This window comes from Aeromonas sp. 600886 (assembly GCF_049174935.1).
Classification (GTDB): domain Bacteria; phylum Pseudomonadota; class Gammaproteobacteria; order Enterobacterales; family Aeromonadaceae; genus Aeromonas; species Aeromonas veronii_A.
The window spans coordinates 25,452-43,172 of sequence record NZ_JAAKUB010000028.1; the positions used below are offsets into that span (position 1 = coordinate 25,452).

23 protein-coding genes are annotated in these 17,721 nt (G+C 56.5%); 5 read left to right on the forward strand and 18 right to left on the reverse strand.

From position 1 onward, the window contains the following. Positions 1-2: 2 nt before the first annotated feature. Both G5179_RS18080 and dolP read left to right on the forward strand, forming a co-directional pair. Complete coding sequence (locus G5179_RS18080) at positions 3-593, forward strand: D-sedoheptulose-7-phosphate isomerase (RefSeq protein WP_005341724.1); 591 nt, start codon at positions 3-5, stop codon at positions 591-593. 4 nt (positions 594-597) lie between these two features. Next, positions 598-1,176 (forward strand): division/outer membrane stress-associated lipid-binding lipoprotein, encoded by a 579-nt coding sequence (gene dolP, locus G5179_RS18085; RefSeq protein ID WP_227341815.1) that lies wholly within the window; start codon positions 598-600, stop codon positions 1,174-1,176. 42 nt (positions 1,177-1,218) lie between these two features. On the opposite strand, the gene G5179_RS18090 is transcribed toward dolP, so the two are convergent. The 8 genes from G5179_RS18090 to zapE form a co-directional block, all read right to left on the reverse strand. Next, entirely contained in the window at positions 1,219-1,644 is a 426-nt protein-coding gene (locus G5179_RS18090) for a ClpXP protease specificity-enhancing factor (RefSeq protein WP_041234002.1), read from the reverse strand. Continuing rightward, positions 1,641-2,270 carry a stringent starvation protein SspA gene (sspA, locus tag G5179_RS18095; protein ID WP_005336279.1) on the reverse strand — a complete coding sequence of 210 codons (630 nt, stop codon included), beginning with the start codon at positions 2,268-2,270 and terminating at the stop codon, positions 1,641-1,643. Before sspA ends, G5179_RS18090 begins: the two co-directional genes overlap by 4 nt. Before the next feature lie 87 nt (positions 2,271-2,357). Beyond that, the gene (locus G5179_RS18100; RefSeq protein WP_201938939.1) at positions 2,358-3,092 is read right to left on the reverse strand and encodes a cytochrome c1; all 735 of its coding nucleotides are present in this window, start codon (positions 3,090-3,092) and stop codon (positions 2,358-2,360) included. Beyond that, the gene (locus G5179_RS18105; RefSeq protein ID WP_005341735.1) at positions 3,089-4,306 is read right to left on the reverse strand and encodes a cytochrome b; all 1,218 of its coding nucleotides are present in this window, start codon (positions 4,304-4,306) and stop codon (positions 3,089-3,091) included. Before G5179_RS18105 ends, G5179_RS18100 begins: the two co-directional genes overlap by 4 nt. Before the next feature lie 2 nt (positions 4,307-4,308). After that, positions 4,309-4,899 carry a ubiquinol-cytochrome c reductase iron-sulfur subunit gene (gene petA, locus G5179_RS18110; protein WP_216952217.1) on the reverse strand — a complete coding sequence of 197 codons (591 nt, stop codon included), beginning with the start codon at positions 4,897-4,899 and terminating at the stop codon, positions 4,309-4,311. 295 nt (positions 4,900-5,194) lie between these two features. Next, positions 5,195-5,587, reverse strand: a complete 393-nt coding sequence (gene rpsI, locus G5179_RS18115) for a 30S ribosomal protein S9 (RefSeq protein ID WP_005336286.1) — start codon at positions 5,585-5,587, stop codon at positions 5,195-5,197. A 15-nt stretch (positions 5,588-5,602) separates the two neighbouring features. Then, positions 5,603-6,031 (reverse strand): 50S ribosomal protein L13, encoded by a 429-nt coding sequence (rplM, locus tag G5179_RS18120; RefSeq protein WP_005341737.1) that lies wholly within the window; start codon positions 6,029-6,031, stop codon positions 5,603-5,605. 266 nt (positions 6,032-6,297) lie between these two features. After that, on the reverse strand, positions 6,298-7,392 hold the full coding sequence (gene zapE, locus G5179_RS18125; RefSeq protein ID WP_421258852.1) for a cell division protein ZapE: 1,095 nt from the start codon (positions 7,390-7,392) through the stop codon (positions 6,298-6,300). 140 nt (positions 7,393-7,532) lie between these two features. Here zapE and G5179_RS18130 point away from each other — a divergent pair, with 140 nt between their 5' ends. The 3 genes from G5179_RS18130 to degS all read left to right on the forward strand — a co-directional run bounded on the left by G5179_RS18130 (position 7,533) and on the right by degS (position 10,590). Further along, entirely contained in the window at positions 7,533-7,913 is a 381-nt protein-coding gene (locus tag G5179_RS18130) for a YhcB family protein (RefSeq protein ID WP_216952219.1), read from the forward strand. Between the two features lie 81 nt (positions 7,914-7,994). Further along, positions 7,995-9,356 (forward strand): Do family serine endopeptidase, encoded by a 1,362-nt coding sequence (locus G5179_RS18135; protein ID WP_005336295.1) that lies wholly within the window; start codon positions 7,995-7,997, stop codon positions 9,354-9,356. 109 nt (positions 9,357-9,465) lie between these two features. Beyond that, positions 9,466-10,590, forward strand: coding sequence for an outer membrane-stress sensor serine endopeptidase DegS (degS, locus tag G5179_RS18140; protein ID WP_421206659.1), 1,125 nt, complete (start codon positions 9,466-9,468; stop codon positions 10,588-10,590). A 146-nt stretch (positions 10,591-10,736) separates the two neighbouring features. Here the strand turns inward: degS and npr are convergent, their stop codons facing one another. The 10 genes from npr to G5179_RS18190 all read right to left on the reverse strand — a co-directional run bounded on the left by npr (position 10,737) and on the right by G5179_RS18190 (position 17,553). Continuing rightward, positions 10,737-11,009, reverse strand: coding sequence for a PTS phosphocarrier protein NPr (gene npr / locus G5179_RS18145; protein ID WP_005336318.1), 273 nt, complete (start codon positions 11,007-11,009; stop codon positions 10,737-10,739). Positions 11,010-11,029: 20 nt separating this feature from the next. Further along, a complete protein-coding gene (gene rapZ / locus G5179_RS18150) occupies positions 11,030-11,896 on the reverse strand; it encodes an RNase adapter RapZ (protein ID WP_421258853.1) in 867 nt (288 codons plus the stop codon). Between the two features lie 45 nt (positions 11,897-11,941). Beyond that, positions 11,942-12,388, reverse strand: a complete 447-nt coding sequence (ptsN, locus tag G5179_RS18155; protein ID WP_005336322.1) for a PTS IIA-like nitrogen regulatory protein PtsN — start codon at positions 12,386-12,388, stop codon at positions 11,942-11,944. Between the two features lie 2 nt (positions 12,389-12,390). Beyond that, complete coding sequence (gene hpf, locus G5179_RS18160) at positions 12,391-12,678, reverse strand: ribosome hibernation promoting factor (RefSeq protein ID WP_005336323.1); 288 nt, start codon at positions 12,676-12,678, stop codon at positions 12,391-12,393. Between the two features lie 20 nt (positions 12,679-12,698). Further along, entirely contained in the window at positions 12,699-14,138 is a 1,440-nt protein-coding gene (locus tag G5179_RS18165; protein WP_005336331.1) for an RNA polymerase factor sigma-54, read from the reverse strand. Between the two features lie 65 nt (positions 14,139-14,203). Beyond that, entirely contained in the window at positions 14,204-14,929 is a 726-nt protein-coding gene (lptB, locus tag G5179_RS18170) for an LPS export ABC transporter ATP-binding protein (RefSeq protein WP_005336333.1), read from the reverse strand. Positions 14,930-14,932: 3 nt separating this feature from the next. Beyond that, entirely contained in the window at positions 14,933-15,460 is a 528-nt protein-coding gene (gene lptA / locus G5179_RS18175; protein WP_040068817.1) for a lipopolysaccharide transport periplasmic protein LptA, read from the reverse strand. Next, the gene (gene lptC / locus G5179_RS18180) at positions 15,447-16,007 is read right to left on the reverse strand and encodes an LPS export ABC transporter periplasmic protein LptC (RefSeq protein WP_005336338.1); all 561 of its coding nucleotides are present in this window, start codon (positions 16,005-16,007) and stop codon (positions 15,447-15,449) included. The genes lptA and lptC overlap by 14 nt, the downstream gene beginning before the upstream one ends. After that, positions 16,004-16,558 carry a 3-deoxy-manno-octulosonate-8-phosphatase KdsC gene (gene kdsC, locus G5179_RS18185; protein ID WP_199415645.1) on the reverse strand — a complete coding sequence of 185 codons (555 nt, stop codon included), beginning with the start codon at positions 16,556-16,558 and terminating at the stop codon, positions 16,004-16,006. Before kdsC ends, lptC begins: the two co-directional genes overlap by 4 nt. Further along, positions 16,558-17,553 (reverse strand): KpsF/GutQ family sugar-phosphate isomerase, encoded by a 996-nt coding sequence (locus tag G5179_RS18190; protein ID WP_421172518.1) that lies wholly within the window; start codon positions 17,551-17,553, stop codon positions 16,558-16,560. Before G5179_RS18190 ends, kdsC begins: the two co-directional genes overlap by 1 nt. Positions 17,554-17,721 lie beyond the last annotated feature (168 nt).

Sequence of the window (17,721 nt, forward strand, 5' to 3'; positions counted from 1 at the left end):
CTATGACTGACCGCATCAAAGAGAACTACACCGAAAGCATCCAGACCAAAATAGCCGCCGCCGAGGCGCTGCCGGATGCCATCCATACTGCAGCCCAGATGATCACCATCTGCCTGCTCAATGGCCACAAGGTGCTGGCATGCGGTAACGGTCCTTCTGCCGCACTGGCGCAACTGTTCATCTCCGAGCTGGTCAACTGCTACGAGACCCAGCGCCCCTCTCTTCCCGGCATGGCTCTGACCCCGGACATGGCGACCATCAGCGCCATCGCCACCGACCATGGTTTTGAAGAGGTCTACGCCAAGCAGATCCGCGCGCTGGGCCAGCCTGGCGACATTCTGGTGGTCATCACCACCACGGGCAACAGCCGAAGCCTGATCAAGGCGGCCGAGGCAGCTCTCTCCCGCGACATGACCATAGTGGTGCTGAGCGGCGGCGACGGTGGCGAAATGGCTGGCTTGCTGGGGCCAAACGATGTGGAGATCCGAGTACCCTCTGCCCGCCGCCCCCGTATTCTTGAGGTCAACCTGTTGACCCTGCACTGTCTGTGTGATCTCATCGACCAGACTCTTTTCCCGCAACAGGAAGATTGAAACCATGAACAAGCAGATACTCATCCTTGGCCTGCTAGCCAGCGCCTTGCTATTGCAGGGCTGTGCTGCCGTGGTGGTTGGCGGAGCAGCTGGTACCGCCAAGGTTTCTGGCGACCGCCGTACCATGAGCGCCCAGTGGGATGACCAGAGCATCGAGCTGAAAGCAGCCAATCTGCTGGCCGACAACAAACCGCTCAGCGCAGCCAGCAAGATCAGCGTCTACAGCAACAATGGCCGCGTGCTGCTGGTCGGTCAGACACCTTCTGACGTTTACAAGCTGGAAGCAGGCAAGATTGTTGGCCGCATCGAGGGGGTCCGCCACGTCTACAACGAGTTACGCCTTGGTCAGCCAGTCAGCCTGACCACACGCAGCAATGACACCTGGCTCACCTCCAAGGTGAAAGCCGACATGTTCGGCACCAAAAACTTCGATAGCGCCAAGGTCAAGGTGGTCACCGAAAACGGCGAAGTATTCCTGATTGGTCTTGTCACCCGTCAGGAGGGAGAGCAGGCGGTCAACATCGCTCGCCACGTTAGCGGTGTGAAGCGAGTCATCAAGGCATTCGAATACGCCCAGAACTGATAATTACGGATATGAAAAACGCAGCCAATTGGCTGCGTTTTTTTATTTGATGACTTTCAGGGTCGGACGACCGCTTGGACGCGGCGGTTCCGGCTCTGGCTCCACCGGTGCTTCGGCCTGCTCCAGCCAGATATCGTAACCAGGCTCGGGGGGGAACAGGGTTCCCACGCCGTTCTCCCTAGCATGGATAGCCAGCACGGCCGCCATCGGGATATAGACCTGTTGGGATACCCCGCCAAAGCGGGCGCTGAAGCTGATTGCCTCATTATCCATGTGAAATTGCATCACGGCACGGGGCGCGATATTCAGCACAATCTGCCCGTCCTGAGCAAACTGCATCGGCACCATCACATGGGGAATGTTGACGTTGACCACCAGATGGGGAGTCAGATCGTTATCCAGCAACCAGTCAAAGAACGCCCGTAACAGGTACGGGCGACTCGGCGTCATTGTCGGTTCCATGCTCATACGCCAGCACGGATCTCGCGTTCGGCTTCGGTCAGGGATGCCTGGAAGGACTCACGCTCGAACAGACGAACCATGTAGGCCTTCAGCTCTTTGGCGCCACGACCGGTCAAGTCGATACCCAGGCTCGGCAGACGCCACAACAACGGAGCCATATAGCAATCTACCAGACCAAACTCTTCGCTCATGAAATAGGGCATTTCACCGAAGATCGGTGCAATGGCGAGCAAGTTGTCACGCAGTTCGTTGCGTGCTGCTTCTGCATCGGTACCGGCCATGATCTTGTCAGCCAGGGAATACCAGTCCAGCTCGATGCGGTGCATCATCAGGCGGCTGTTACCACGCGCAACCGGATAAACAGGCATCAGGGGTGGATGCGGGAAGCGTTCGTCCAGATACTCCATGATGATGCGTGAGGTGTAGAGTGCCAGCTCACGATCAACCAGGGTCGGTACAGAGTTGTACGGGTTCAGCTCGGCCAGCTCATCCGGCAGATTGGCTGGGTCAACCTGACAGATATCCACACTAACACCCTTCTCCGCCAGGACAATACGCACCTGATGGCTGAACATATCGTTGGCACCGGAAAACAGCGTCATTACCGAACGCTTATTGGCAGCTACAGCCATTGAACCCTCCCGTCATAAAAAAGCAGAAACGGCAATGAAGCATCTTGGTCTTCATTGCCGTGCATTATATTACCCGGATCTGGTCGCTTAGTGAACGTCGCGCCAGAATTCCTTCTTCAACAGCACAGTGAAGATGAAGAAGATCACGATGAAACCAAGCACCCAGAAGCCCATGCGTTCACGCTCCTGTTGTACCGGTTCAGCCGAGTAGACCAAGAAGTTTACCAGATCCAGTACCGTCTTATCATACTCTTCGTCATCCATTTCACCGTTGCCGTCAGATTTGATGCTGACAACCTGCTGGGTCTCGACGCCATCGACCATGTGAGTCGCGAACTCGGCACGGGGAGTCCCCTGCAGCGGCTCCAGCACATGGGGCATGCCCACTGACGGGAACACCACGTTATTCACACCAAACGGACGGGTCGGATCCACGTAAAAAGAACGCAGATAAGTGTAAATCCAGTCCGCACCACGTACTCGGGCTACCAGAGTCAGGTCGGGAGGCGGCGCACCAAACCACTTGGCGGCATCCTTCTCGGACATGGCACTCTTCATCAGATCACCCACTTTGGCGTCGGTGAAAATGAGGTTCTCCTTCATCAGATCCTCAGGGATCTCCAGATCGGCAGCAACCCGGTTGTAACGTTGGTACTGGGTAGAGTGGCAGCCGGCACAATAATTCATGAAGGTGGCCGCTCCGCGTTGCAGGGATGCCTTGTCACTCAGATCGTAATTGGCCTTGTCCAGTGCAACCGCACCTCCAGCGGCAAACACCAGAGAGGGCAGCAGGGTCAGCACTGCAAATATTATTTTTTTCATTTAAATGTCACCCTCTCCGGCAGCGGCTTGGTGCGTTCGTTTTTGCTGTAGAAGAACAACAGCACGAAGAAACCGAAATAACCCAAGGTACAGATCTGGGCAACCAGCGTCAGAGTCGGCGTCGACGGCAGTACACCCAGCACCCCCAGAATGATGAAGCAGACCACAAACTGGGCGATGTTCAGCTTGTGCAGCTTGCTGCGATAGCGTACTGAACGCACCTTGCAGCGATCCAGCCAGGGCAGCAGGAACAACACCACAATAGAGAGGCCCATCATGATGACGCCAAGCAGCTTGTCCGGTACCGCACGCAGAATCGCGTAGAAGGGGGTGAAGTACCACACAGGCGCGATGTGAGCCGGAGTCTTCAGGCCGTTGGCCACTTCAAAGTTCGGCTTCTCGAGGAAGTAACCCCACATATCCGGCTTGAAGAAGATGATGGCGCAGAAGAAGAACAGGAAGCCGGCCACACCGATCATATCCTTGACGGTGAAGTAAGGGTGGAACGCCACCGCATCCAGCGGCCAGCCGTTCTCGTCCTTGTGCTTCTTGATATCGATGCCATCCGGGTTGTTGGAGCCGACTTCGTGCAGCGCCAGGATATGCATGGCAACCAGCATCACCAAAACCAGCGGCAACGCGATGACGTGCAGCGCGAAGAAGCGGTTCAGGGTCGCACCAGAGATAACGTAGTCACCACGGATCCACAGGGTAAGATCGTCACCGATGACCGGAATGGCACCAAACAGCGAGATGATGACCTGGGCCCCCCAGAATGACATCTGTCCCCAGGGCAGCAAGTAGCCCATAAAGGCTTCCGCCATCAGCACCAGGAAGATCAGCATGCCGAAAATCCACAGCAGCTCGCGCGGCTTCTGGTAAGAGCCGTAAATCATACCTCGGAACATGTGCAGGTAGACCACCACGAAGAAGGCAGAGGCACCGGTAGAGTGCATGTAACGTAGCAGCCAGCCATACTCCACATCCCGCATGATGTACTCGACGGAGGCAAACGCACCTTCCGCAGAGGGGTTGTAGTTCATGGTCAGCCAGATGCCGGTGATGATCTGGTTAACCAGCACCAACATGGCCAGCGAACCGAAGAAATACCAGAAGTTCAGGTTCTTCGGAGCCGGATACTTGGCCATGTGGTCGTTGTACATGGCCGTAAGCGGAAAGCGATCGTCAATCCAGCCCATCAGTTTGCTCAACATGATCAGGCCTCCTTGCCATCGGCACCGACCAGAATGGTGGTGTCGTTAATGAATTGATACGGCGGAATAACCAGGTTCAGTGGTGCAGGCACCCCCTGGAACACACGGCCAGCCATATCGAACTTGGAGCCATGACACGGGCAGAAGAAGCCGGACGCAACCCCCTGCACCTGCTCACCAAAACTGTCAGGCAGATAAGAAGGTGAACACCCGAGATGGGTGCAGATACCGACCGCGACAAAAATTTCGGGCTTGATCGATCTGTACCCGTTATGGGCATAGTCAGGCTGCTGCGGCTCTTCTGATGAGGGATCCCGCAACTTGTCATCATGTGCTGCAAGGGCATCCAGCGTCTGCTTGGTGCGTTTCACCACCCAGACGGGTTTGCCACGCCACTCGACACGGATGAGCTGACCCGGTTCCAACTTGCTGATATCGACTTCAACCGGTGCACCGGCTGCTTTGGCCTTGGCACTCGGATTCCATGACTTTATAAACGGCACTGCGGTAAACGCAGCTCCTACCCCACCAACGGCAACCGTTGACCAGGTAAGAAATCTGCGGCGACCGGTATCAACTGGCGCATTGCTCATCCAAAAACTCTCCCATGTGGACTCCGCACATTCTTATAGTGTCCCTGTTCCCCATTTTTCCCGTGACAACAGCGGCGGAAGCTGGATTTACAATTGCCACAGAAAACAGGGGAAATTTTAAAGAAAAGATAACAACTTGACAAGAAAGAGCGGTGAGCAATAAAAACAATAAAGAAACAATTTTTTGTCTTTTGTGACGCGTGGTTAGCATTGATGTCGGTAATATTACTAATAAAAAAAGCCTGGCGGCTGCCAGGCTTTTTTGACACTCGAAAGAGTGAGCACCGAAAGCGAATTAACGCTTGGAGTACTGCGGACGCTTACGAGCTTTGTGCAGACCGACTTTCTTACGCTCAACCTTACGGGCATCGCGAGTAACAAAGCCTGCTTTACGCAGTTCGGAACGCAGGGTTTCATCGTACTGCATCAGAGCACGAGTGATACCGTGGCGGATCGCACCAGCTTGACCGGAGATGCCACCACCGTTAACGGTGATGTACAGATCCAGTTTCTCGGTCATCTCAACCAGTTCCAGCGGCTGACGAACTACCATGCGGGCAGTCGGACGACCGAAGTACTGCTCCAGGGAGCGCTGGTTGATTACGATCTTACCGCTACCCGCTTTGATAAATACGCGAGCAGTGGAGCTTTTGCGACGGCCGGTACCGTAGTATTGATTTTCTGCCATGTTGCCAGTTCCCGATTAGATATCCAGTACTTGAGGTTGCTGAGCAGCGTGAGCGTGCTCGGCGCCTGCGTAAACTTTCAGTTTACGGAACATGGCACGGCCCAGAGGACCTTTCGGCAGCATGCCTTTAACAGCAGCTTCGATTACCATTTCCGGTTTACGCTGAATCAGCTTGTCGAAGCTGATTGACTTGATACCACCCGGGAAACCGGAGTGAGCGTGGTACATTTTGTCGGTAGTTTTCTTACCGGTAACACGTACCTTCTCAGCGTTTACAACGATGATGTAATCACCGGTGTCAACGTGCGGAGTGTATTCAGCTTTGTGCTTACCACGCAGACGAGCAGCGATCTCGGTTGCGATACGACCCAGAGTTTTACCTTCTGCGTCCACAATGTACCAGTCACGTTTTACGGTTTCTGGCTTGGCAACGAAAGTTTTCATTAAGTTAAACCCAATTACCTGTTACAGACCCAATTGTTTATGGGGGCTCTCCCACAAACAACAAACGATGGCCTACCTGTACCCCTTCGAATACAAGTAAAGCTTAAAGTGTTGCTGTCTTATCGACAGCTGTAACGTGGGCCGGGCGATTATAAGTGAAGTTGCCTTAAATATCACCTGCTAATTTCACTGCCATGAAACCAGCAAATGTCGCCCGGCCCTACCTGCCGCAGATGCCCATCCGACTGGCAGGCGCGGTATTGTGACTAAGGAAGGTGCACTCTGGCAAGGTATTCGTGCGATTGCATTTCCTGAAGCCGTGAAAGACAGCGTTGGAATTCGAAATTCAGCAGCCCTTCGCCGTAGAGTTCTGTCATAGGAACCGCCGCCGACATGATGAGCTTGACGTGCCGTTCATAAAACTCATCGACCATGGCAATGAAGCGGCGAGCCGCGTCATCCGTGCCTGTGCCCATTGGCTGCACATTGGCCAGCAGAACAGTATGGAATAGCCTGGCCAGCTCGATATAGTCGTTCTGGGAGCGGGGAGTACAGCAAAGTTGCTCAAATTCCATATAGAGCACCCCTTCCCCCATTCCGAGCGACGTCAGCTGACGATGATTGACCTCGAACGCCCCCTCGCAAGCCGTATGCCCACCGGTTAATTGCTGAAAATAGCGGTCAAGATTGGCTTTTGCCTGCAAATCCAGCGGGCAGTGATAAATCTCGGCTTGTTCCAGCGTACGCAGGCGATAGTCGATACCGCCATCTACGTTAAGTACCTCGCAATGACGCTCGATCAGCTCGATAGCTGGCAGGAAACGGGCTCGCTGCAGCCCGTTGCGATAAAGATCCTTTGGCGGAATATTTGAAGTGGCGACCAGCACAACACCGTGACCAAACAGCTCCTGAAACAGCGTGCCCAGCAACATGGCATCGGTGATGTCGGAGACAAAAAATTCGTCGAAACAGATGATGTCTGTCTCGCTGGCAAGCTTGCTGGCCACCAGTTTGAGGGGATCGGACTGCCCGCTCAACCCCTGCAATTCATCGTGAATGCGGTGCATGAAACGGTGGAAATGGCTGCGCATCTTGCGCGTCCCAGGCAGGCTGTCGAAAAAGGTATCCATCAGCCAGGTCTTGCCTCGGCCCACTCCGCCCCACATATAGATACCGAGGACGGGCTCCGGCTGCTTGGGCTTTTGCAGCCAACCCAGCAACCCTCGAGATCTGGTCGGAGTCGGGCGCCGTAGCAAATCCTGATACAGTCGCTCCAGCCTGCTAATGGCCATCCCCTGCGCGGGGTCGGCCACAAAGCCGGGGCGCAGCAGATCCTGCTGGTATTTTTGCTGCGGTGTCATCCTTGAGCGCCTCTCCAAGTCCCTGAATCGAGGACAAAATGGTATCACGGCCTCAGGACGCACGGTATAGTGCCATCAAGGCATGGCGGTTATGACGACCGCATAAACCCACTCTGTTTTAGCTGTAACAAGGAGCATCTATGAGTCTGTTAACTGGGATCCTGCTGGCTGTCGCGGCCCTGATTATCGGTATCGTTCTCGGCCGTTTTTCGGTACGCAGCCGCGATGCCGGCCGTCTGGAACAGGAACTGAAGAAGGCCCACAAGGAGCTTGAAAGCTATCAGGGCCAAATCAATACCCACTTCGCCGACAGCGCCGCGCTGATGGAGCAACTGGCCGAGCAGTATCAGACCCTCTATCGCCACATGGCCGAGCAGAGCAAATTCCTGGCCAAGGCACAGGAACCGCTGTTCCGTGAATCATTGGTAGAAGAAGCCCCAACCAAAGAAGCAGATGAGCCGGGCGTACCGCCTCGCGACTATGCCGGCGCCTCTTCCGGACTGCTCAAACAACCAAACTAGTTCCTCGCGGAACTAATTGGCCAGTCCCGTGGTCTGACCTTGACGATTGCAATGCAACTTTTTCTGGGAGCTGTTTTTCATATGCGTAAACCTCTTTCCATGCTCAGTGTGCTAGCCCTCAGTGTCGGTATCGCCATGTCTGCGGCCCCTGCTCAGGCTGCACTGCCTTCCCTGTTAGGTTCAAATCAGGAGATGCCAAGCCTGGCGCCTGTTCTCGAACAGGTCACCCCGGCGGTGGTCAATATCTCGGTTTCTGGCAAAAAAATTACCCGTCAGCGTCTGCCGGAACAGTTCAAGTTCTTCTTCGGCCCCAACATGCCCGATGAACAGGTGAGCGAGCAGCCGTTCCAGGCGCTCGGCTCCGGTGTCATCGTCGATGCCAAGAAGGGTTACGTCATCACCAACGCCCACGTGGTGCACGAGGCGGACGAGATCAAGGTCAACCTGAAGGATGGTCGTGAATATGCGGCCAAGAAGATCGGTGAAGACAAGCAGTCCGACATTGCCCTGCTGCAAATCAAGGCCGAGGATCTGGTGCAGATCAAGTTCGCCGACTCCGACGAGCTGCGGGTAGGTGACTATGCGCTGGCCATCGGCAACCCGTTTGGTCTGGGTCAGACCGTCACCTCCGGTATTGTCAGTGCGCTGGGTCGCAGCGGCCTCAACATCGAGAATCTGGAGAACTTCATCCAGACCGATGCGGCCATCAACTCAGGTAACTCGGGCGGTGCCCTGCTCAATCTGCGTGGCGAGCTGATCGGTATCAACACCGCGATTCTGGGCCCGAACGGCGGCAACATCGGCATCGGCTTTGCCATCCCCTCCAACATGGTGCGGGATCTGACCGAGCAGATCGTCAAGTACGGTGAAGTGCGTCGCGGCCAGCTGGGCATTACCGGTACCGAACTCACCTCAGACATCGCCAAGACCTTCGGCTACAACAAGAAGGATGGCGCCTTCGTCAACCAGGTCATGCCTGACTCCGCCGCAGACAAAGCGGGCATCAAGGCTGGCGATATCATCGTCAGCATCGATGGCAAACCGGTTCGCTCCTTCGGCGAGCTGCGCGCCAAGATAGCCACCATGGGCGCTGGCAAGCAGGTCGAACTGGGGCTGATCCGCGATGGCAAGTCACAAACTGCCAAAGTGACCCTGAAGCAGGCCGATGACAGCGAAGTACGCGCCAGCGCGCTGCATCCAGCACTGGAAGGGGCCAAGCTGAGCACCACTACCGACCCGGTCTCCGGTGTTGCGGTGGCCGACATTGATCCTCGCTCTCCGGCAGCCGCTTCCGGCCTGCAGAAGGGTGACATCATCATCGGGGTCAACCGCCTGCGCATCAACACCCTGGGCGAGCTGACCAAGGCGCTCAAGAACAAGCCTGACGTGCTGGCACTCAACATCCAGCGCGGCGACTCCTCGCTCTATCTGGTGATCCGCTAACGCTCAAGTTGTTCGCCAACCCCTCTATCACCCGCGGCCTTCACCGCGGGTGATTTTTATCCATCGATAGTGTTATTCTCTGCGCGCAGCCTGTACGGATGAGAATGACATGAAAATTTCCCCTTTAGTCAGTTACTTGGGCAAGTCTGTCGGTTTCGGTTTGACCGTCGCGGCGCTGCTGTTGCTGCTGTTTCCCAATTTTCGCGGTGGCGCCCAACTCCCGGGGCTCATCACCAATGCCCGAGAACTGAGTTTCTCCTATGCCGCTCATCGGGCCGGCCCCGCCGTCGTCAACATCTACACCCGCAGCTTTGCTCCTAACCAGGGCAATCAGGGAGAACTGCGTCCACAAGGACTGGGCTCCGGCGTCATCATGACCCAGCGCGGCTACGTGCTGACCAACTACCACGTCATCGCTGACGCCGACCAGATCATCGTAGCCCTGCAGGATGGCCGGGTTTTCAGTGCCGAGCTGGTCGGCACAGACCCGCTTACCGACCTTGCCGTGCTCTATATCGAGTCAGATAACCTGCCGGTAATCCCGCAAGATCCGGAGCGGTTGCCAGAAGTGGGCGATGTAGTACTCGCCATCGGCAATCCCTACAACGTCGGCCAGACCATCACCCAGGGCATCATCAGCGCGACCGGCCGCACCGGTCTCTCCAGCATGGGGCCGGACAGCAATGGCCGGCAGGATCTGCTGCAGACCGATGCCGCCATCAACGAGGGCAACTCGGGTGGCGCGCTGGTCAACGGCCGTGGCGATCTGGTGGGCATCAACACCGCCACTTATCACCTCAACGGCAATCAGGAGAGCTACGGCATCAGCTTTGCCATCCCCTACCGGCTGGCGAAGCGGATCATGGATGAGCTGATCACCAACGGCAGGGTCATTCGAGGCTACCTTGGGATATCCAGCGTCGAGATCAACCCGATAATCGCGCGGATGATGAATCTCGGCGATCTGCGTGGTCTGGTAGTGAAGAGTCTGGATCCCTACGGTCCAGCAGCCAAAGGCGGTCTGCAACGAGGGGATGTGCTGCTCAAGATCAACGGCGAAGCCATCAGCGGTCCCAGAGCCGCCTTGGACAAGATCGCCGAGAGCCGCCCCGGCACCAAGCTGACCATATCGGTGTTACGCTCCGGCAAGCCGCTGGAAGTGGTGGTCACCATTGAAGAGGATGTGCGCTATCAGAACCGGGCTGGAGTCAGCAATGTCTCATCGGCCAGCTAACGCGGCAAAGGTCTATTGCATCAGCCTGCAGCCTGTTAGGCTGCGCCTAACTCTCATTTCTCCATGGAACTACATAGTCAGCCATGTCATGCCGCAATAGCGCGACCGAATACAAGTGAAAGGAATAGAAGAAGAACGAGGAGTGACTACTCCTCATTAAAGCCAGAGGTGAACAGCTCCACCACGGCGGCCAGGGCCTCGACCTCTTCGGGGCCCTCAACCTGTACTTCCACCTGCCGCCCTTGCGCGGAATCCAGCATCAGCAGGCCGATGATGCTGTCAGCATCGGCCTCCACACCATCTTCATTGCGCAGCAGCACGTGAGCATCGAAACCCTGCACCAGCTCGAACAGCATCATGGCAGGTCTGGCATGAATACCCAGCTTGTTTTTCACTTCAACCGAGGCGGAAACAGTCATCGGGTCGTCCTATTGGTCCGTCAGGATTGGGGGGCACTCTTGTCAAGAGTGCGGTGGCGGATCTGCACGTTCTTGCCAAGCAAACGGAATGCACTGGCCAGCCGTTCTGCAATAAAGACCGAGCGGTGCTGACCGCCGGTGCAACCGATGCCGACCGTGAGGTAGCTACGATTGTTGCGCTCCAGATGGGGCAACCAGGTCGCCAGCATGTTCTCGATCTGCTGAGTAAACAGCATCACATCGGCCTGCGCCGAGAGGTAGTTGGCGACCGGCTCATCCTTGCCGGTGAAGGGCTTGAGCTCGGGGATCCAGTGCGGGTTAGGCAGGAAGCGGGCATCGAACACGAAGTCGGCATCCTTGGGAATGCCGTACTTGAAGCCGAACGACTCGAACACCAGCACCAGCTCGTTCTCTTTCTTGCCGAGTACCCGGGTCTTGATAAGCTCGCTCAGGTCATGAATGCTGAGACTGGTGGTGTCGATGCGCAGGTCAGCGGTCGAGGAGAGTGGCGCCAGCAGGTGGGTCTCCTCCCGAATCGCCTCATCCAGCGACAGCTTATTGCGTGAGAGGGGGTGCAAACGGCGGCTCTCGCCATAGCGCTTGAGCAGGGTGCCGTTGTCAGCGTCGAAGAAGAAGCTGGAGAACTCAACCCGCCCCTCATTGCGCACCTGAGCCAGCAGATTTTCCAGTTTCTCCGGATCGCTCGGCAGGTTGCGCACATCGATACTGACCGCCAGCTTGTCGTACTGGCTCTCCACCGAGACAATCAGCTGGGGCAGCAAATTGACCGGCAGGTTATCCACACAGTAGTAACCCAGATCTTCCAGCACTCGCAGGGCTACCGTTTTACCGGAGCCCGAACGTCCACTTACCACGATTAACTGCATCTTGTTCCCTCACGCCAAAACGGGTGTCTCATCCTTGGCCTGCTGTCAGGCCGAGGTCATGATCTGATAGAGCTCTTCGTCGCTGGTTGCCTGACGCAACTGGCGGCAAACCGCCTTGTCACCCAGCTTGGAAGCCATCAGAGAAAGGGTCTTGAGATGCTGCTTGCACTCGCTTTCCGGCACCAGCAAGGCAAACAGCAGGTCAACCGGTTGATTGTCGATGGAGTCGAAAGGAATAGGGTCGGCAAAGGTCATCAGGATCGCGGTTGGCGGGAACTCATCGTCAATGCGACCGTGGGGGATCGCAATACCGGCACCGATCCCGGTACTACCCATCTTTTCGCGGGCCAGCAAGCATTCAAACAGCGCCTGACGGGAGGTGCCAAGGCGTTCGGCGGCCAGCTCGCTGATGATTTCGAGGGCGCGTTTCTTGCTGGTACAAGGGACTGCACTCTTGGTGCAGTCCCGACTCAGTATGTGTTCAAGTTGCATGGTTATTTTTTGTTTAACTTATCTTTGTGCTTGATGATCTGCCTGTCCAGCTTGTCGAGCAAGGTGTCTATCGCAGCATACATATCGGCATGTTCAGAGTTGGCAAACACTTCGCCACCGCTGACGTGCAATTTGGCTTCCGCTATCTGGTTCAGTTTTTCCACGCTAAGCACCACATGAACATTGTTGATGTGGTCGAAGTGACGCTCGAGTTTGGCAAATTTGTTATTCACATAATCACGCAGAGCTTCGGTGATCTCGACATGGTGTCCGGTCAGGTTAATTTGCATAACATCATCCTTTTGTTTGCCTAAACCAGGCGTTTGCGCTGATTGGAAGGTGGGATAAACAAGGATTCGCGATACTTAGCGATCGTGCGTCTCGCCACCATAATACCCTGTTCGGCCAGCAAATCCGCGATCTTGCTATCACTTAACGGCTTGGCAGGATTCTCTGCCGTGACCAGCTTCTTGATGAGCGCGCGAATTGCGGTCGATGAGCACTCTCCTCCTCCTTCGGTGTTCACATGGCTGGAGAAAAAAAACTTCAATTCGAAGATACCACGGGGGGTATGCATGTACTTCTGGGTCGTCACCCGGGAGATGGTCGACTCATGCATCTCTACCGCTTCGGCGATGTCATTGAGCACCATCGGCTTCATCGCCTCTTCACCATACTCGAAAAAGCCCTGTTGCTGCTCGACAATGCAACTGGCCACTTTCAGCAGGGTGTCATTGCGACTTTCCAGGCTCTTGATGAACCACTTGGCTTCCTGCAAATGGGAGCGGATAAACTGGGTGTCGGTGCTGCTGCGGGCGTTGCGGGCCATGGCGGCATAGGTCTCGTTGACCCGGATGCGGGGGGCAGAGTCGGGATTGAGCTCGACCACCCACTTGCTGCCCTTCTTGACCACGGAGACGTCGGGGATCACGTACTGGGAGTCGCTCTGGATGATGCCATTGCCGGGGCGCGGCTCCAGCAGCTGGATCAAATCCAGCACCTCCTTGAGGTCGCTCTCCTTGAGTTTTGTCTTGCGGGCGAGGGTGCGGTAATCCCGGTTGCCGAGCAGCTCCATGTGCTCGAGGATCACCTCCTTGGCCTCGTTGAGCCAGGGGGTCTGCGGGTCATACTGATCCAGCTGGATCAGCAAACACTCCTGCACAGAACGGGCAGCAATACCGACCGGATCGAAGTGCTGCACCCGCTTGAGTACCGCCTCGACCTCATCGAGCTCCACCTCTACGTCATCGCTGGTGACGGCAGCCTGGATATCCTCCAGCGCAACGGTCAGATAACCTGATTCGTCGATGGCATCGATGATGGCGAGCGCGATGGCGGCATCCACATCGCTAAACGGTGTGAGTCGCATCTGCCACAGCAGATAATCCTGCAGGTTTTCGGTGGTTTCACCCTGATAGACGCTATCTTCCCCATCGTGGATGGGGCCCGCGCTCTGGGCGGTGCCGGCAGAGTAAACCTCGTCCCAGGTGGTATCCACCGGCAACTCATCCGGCATCTGCTCCTGAGCCATGGCATCGCTGGAATCCAGCTGGCTGGCATCGACCGGCGCTTCCGGACTGGTCTCTTGCGCCTCGCTCTCTTCCTGCTCCAGCAGAGGGTTGTTTTCGAGCGCTTGCTGAATTTCCTGCTGAAGTTCCAGAGTGGAGAGCTGGAGCAGACGAATCGCTTGTTGTAATTGCGGCGTCATGGTCAGGGACTGACCGAGACGCAACTGTAATGTCGGCTTCATCTACGTCGGGATATCCTTATGTTCAGCGAGGCACTCGTCAAAGGAAATGAAGGCATGCCCCCTTACTATAGACTGAATTGATCGCCCAAATAGACGCGCTTGACCTGCTCATCGGCAAGGATGTCAGCCGGTGCACCTTCGGCAATCATCTTGCCGTGGCTGACGATATAGGCCTTCTCACATACGTCCAGAGTCTCTCTGACGTTGTGGTCGGTAATCAAGACGCCAAGGCCTCTATCTTTCAGATGCTGAATGATCTTCTTGATGTCTATCACAGAAATCGGGTCAACCCCTGCAAAGGGTTCATCCAGCAGAATAAAACGCGGCTCGGCCGCCAGCGCACGGGCGATCTCGACCCGACGGCGCTCACCGCCGGAGAGGCTCTGCCCCAGGTTGTCGCGAATGTGGGTGATATTGAACTCTTCCAGCAGTTGCTGAACCTTGTCTTCACGCTCTTCACGGCTCAACCCCTTGCGGGTCTGCATCACGCCCATCAGGTTGTCGAACACCGACAGGCGACGGAAGATGGAGGCCTCCTGCGGCAGGTAACCGATGCCGTTACGCGCCCGCACATGCATGGGCTGCAGGCTGATGTCCTGATCGTCGATGGTGATGAGACCGGCATCGCGCTGCACCAGCCCCACGATCATGTAGAAGGAGGTGGTCTTGCCCGCCCCGTTGGGGCCGAGCAGGCCGACAATCTGGCCGGTGCCCACTTCCAGGCTGACGTCACTCACCACCATGCGGCGCTTGTAGCTCTTCTGCAGACCCACTGCTTTTAACACTGCCATGGCTTATTTTCCCTGCTTCTTCTGGTCGGCGGGCTTATCGAAATTCTCTACCTGATCCGGCAGGAATACAGTTTTGACCCGCTGGCTCGGGCTCTTGCTCTCGGCAATCATCTTCTGTTTGACGATGTCGTAGCGGATCAGATCGCCATTGACCTGGCTATCTTCCTGCTTGAGCTGACCGTTGCCGGTGATGGTCACCAGACGGTTCTTCAGCTCGTAGCGGATGGTATTGCCGTGGGCATTGACCGGCTTGCCGTTATCCAGGATCTGGAAGAAGGTGGCGGGCTTGCCGTAGGCAGTCATCACCTCGGCCCCTTTCTCGCCGGAACGGGTCACTACCACCTTGTCAGCCTTGATCCGGATGGTGCCCTGATTGATGGTCACATCCTCTTCGAAGGTGATGCGGTTGTCCTGCATCTCGGCCACCTGTTTGACGGCATCGACGTAGACCTTCTCGGCAAAGTCGGACTCTTTGGCAGTCACCGCACCACACAACAACAGGGCTGCGAGGGCCAGATTAGCGTTTTTCATTGAAATAGATGGCATGGCCTTGATCCAGTAACTCAAAATATTTGCGGTCCAGATGGCCCTTGAGGCCAACCCCTTGGGTCTGGAAATCCCGACCCAGAATGTTCACTTCTCGGTTGCTGCGCACATCCTGTGTCACCAGATCCAGCTCCAGATAGGGGGTATCCAGTGTGGAGATGAAAGAGGTGGGCAGCAGACCATCCAGATGCACTTTGTCCCGCAGGATGACGTTGTCGCCGGTGTTGAGCACGCCGGTTTCGGCGGTCACCTTCCACTCGGCGGCACCCTGATCGTCATACATGTAGACCACCGGCTTGTCGAAAGTGGCCTGCTCGAGGATTTGATAATACTCGGCGTAGGTCGACTCCAGCCGCTCGGTGCGCTTGCCGTTGATATCAAAACGGGTGGTCACCAGATCTTTGGCGACAAAATCCGGCTGATAGTTTTCGATTTTGACGGCGCTCTCAGGCACCAGCTCAACCTTGCCCAACTGCCAGGCAACCAGCGCGACCAGAAACAGCAGGGCAAACAACAGGGTCTGTCTGCTCATACCGAGGCCTCGGGCTGATAATCGTCGTGGCCCTGCGCCTGCAAAATGAGGTCACACACCTCGCGCACCGCGCCCATGCCACCGCCAAGCCGGGTCACCATATCGGCACGATTCAGCACCAGCGGATGGGCATCGGCCACCGCGATACCCAGGCCGCAGGCGGCCATCACCGGCAGATCGATGGTGTCATCGCCCATATAGGCGGCCTGTTCAGCAGTCAGCCCCAGCTTAGCCAGCAGCGCTTCGAAGTGAGGCAGCTTTTTATCAGCCCCCTGCACCACATGAGCCACCCCCAGGCTTTTCATCCGATCGCTGACGATACGGGAGTTGCGCCCGGTGATGATGGCGATCTCGATCCCGGCATTGAGCAGTGCTCGCATGCCCGCACCATCGCGGGTACAGAAGGTTTTCAGCTCTTCGCCGTTGTTTCCCATGTAGATGAGGCCGTTGGAGAGCACCCCGTCCACATCGCACACCAGCAGGCGGATTTGCGCCGCCTTGTCGAACTGGCTGCGCGTCACCGGACCATAGAGGGTCGGTACGTTTTGCATCAAATTACTCCGGCTTTCAGCAGGTCGTGCATGTTGAAGGCGCCGAGCGGGCGTTTCTCTTCATCCACGACCAGTAATCCGTTGATTTTTCTCGTTTCCATCAGCTTGACGGCTTCTGCAGCCATCATCTCTGGACCTACGGTAACACAGTTGCCCGTCATCACACGGCTGATGGGGGTGTGATGGATATCGATCTGCTGGTCAAGAATGCGGCGCAGGTCGCCATCGGTAAAGAGCCCGGCCAGCAGGCCATTGCCATCGACCACAGCCGTCATACCGAGTCCTTTGCGGCTCACTTCCAGCAGCGCCTGGCTGATGGTGGCATCTATCCCTACCCGGGGCAACAGCTCACCGCTGTGCATCAGGTCGCCAACCCGCAGCAACAGACGCTTGCCAAGGGAACCGCCCGGGTGCGAAAGCGCGAAGTCATCGGCGGTAAAACCGCGCGCTTCCAGCAGGGCGACCGCCAGGGCATCGCCCATCACCAGGGTTGCCGTGGTGCTGGAGGTGGGCGCCAGACCCAGCGGGCAGGCCTCTTTCTCCACCTTGATGCACAGGTGCACATTGGCCTCTTTGGCCATGGTAGAGGCGGGATTACCGGTCATACAGATGAGCGGAATGCCGCGGCGCTTGAGCACAGGCAGCAGAGCCAGGATTTCGTCGCTCTCGCCGGAGTTGGAGATAGCGATGATAAGGTCGCCACTGGAGATCATCCCCAGATCGCCGTGACTCGCTTCTCCCGGGTGAAGGAAGAAGGCCGGTGTGCCGGTGCTGGCGAGGGTGGCGGCGATCTTGCTGCCGATATGGCCCGATTTGCCCATGCCGGTGACCACTATCTTGCCACCGCAGCGCAGCACCATTTCGCACGCCTTGTCGAAGGCGTCGTTCAGATACTGATAGAGTCCATCAATGGCTTGCTTTTCTGTGTCCAGCACCGCGCGGGCACTGCGACGAAAATCGAACAGTTCAGACACTTTCTCAGGCTTTACAGACATAAAGACACAGCTCCGGGCCGAAATTAGCTGCGGGATTATAAAAAAGTCTGCCCGGATAAGCGAATCGGATGGCAAGTCCCGCTCTCGATGACGCACTTTGTTACAGAAAACTGTCGTGCAAATGGGCTTGCAGCCTGTTCAATAGTTGTTCCTTGCTGTTGCTTAGAC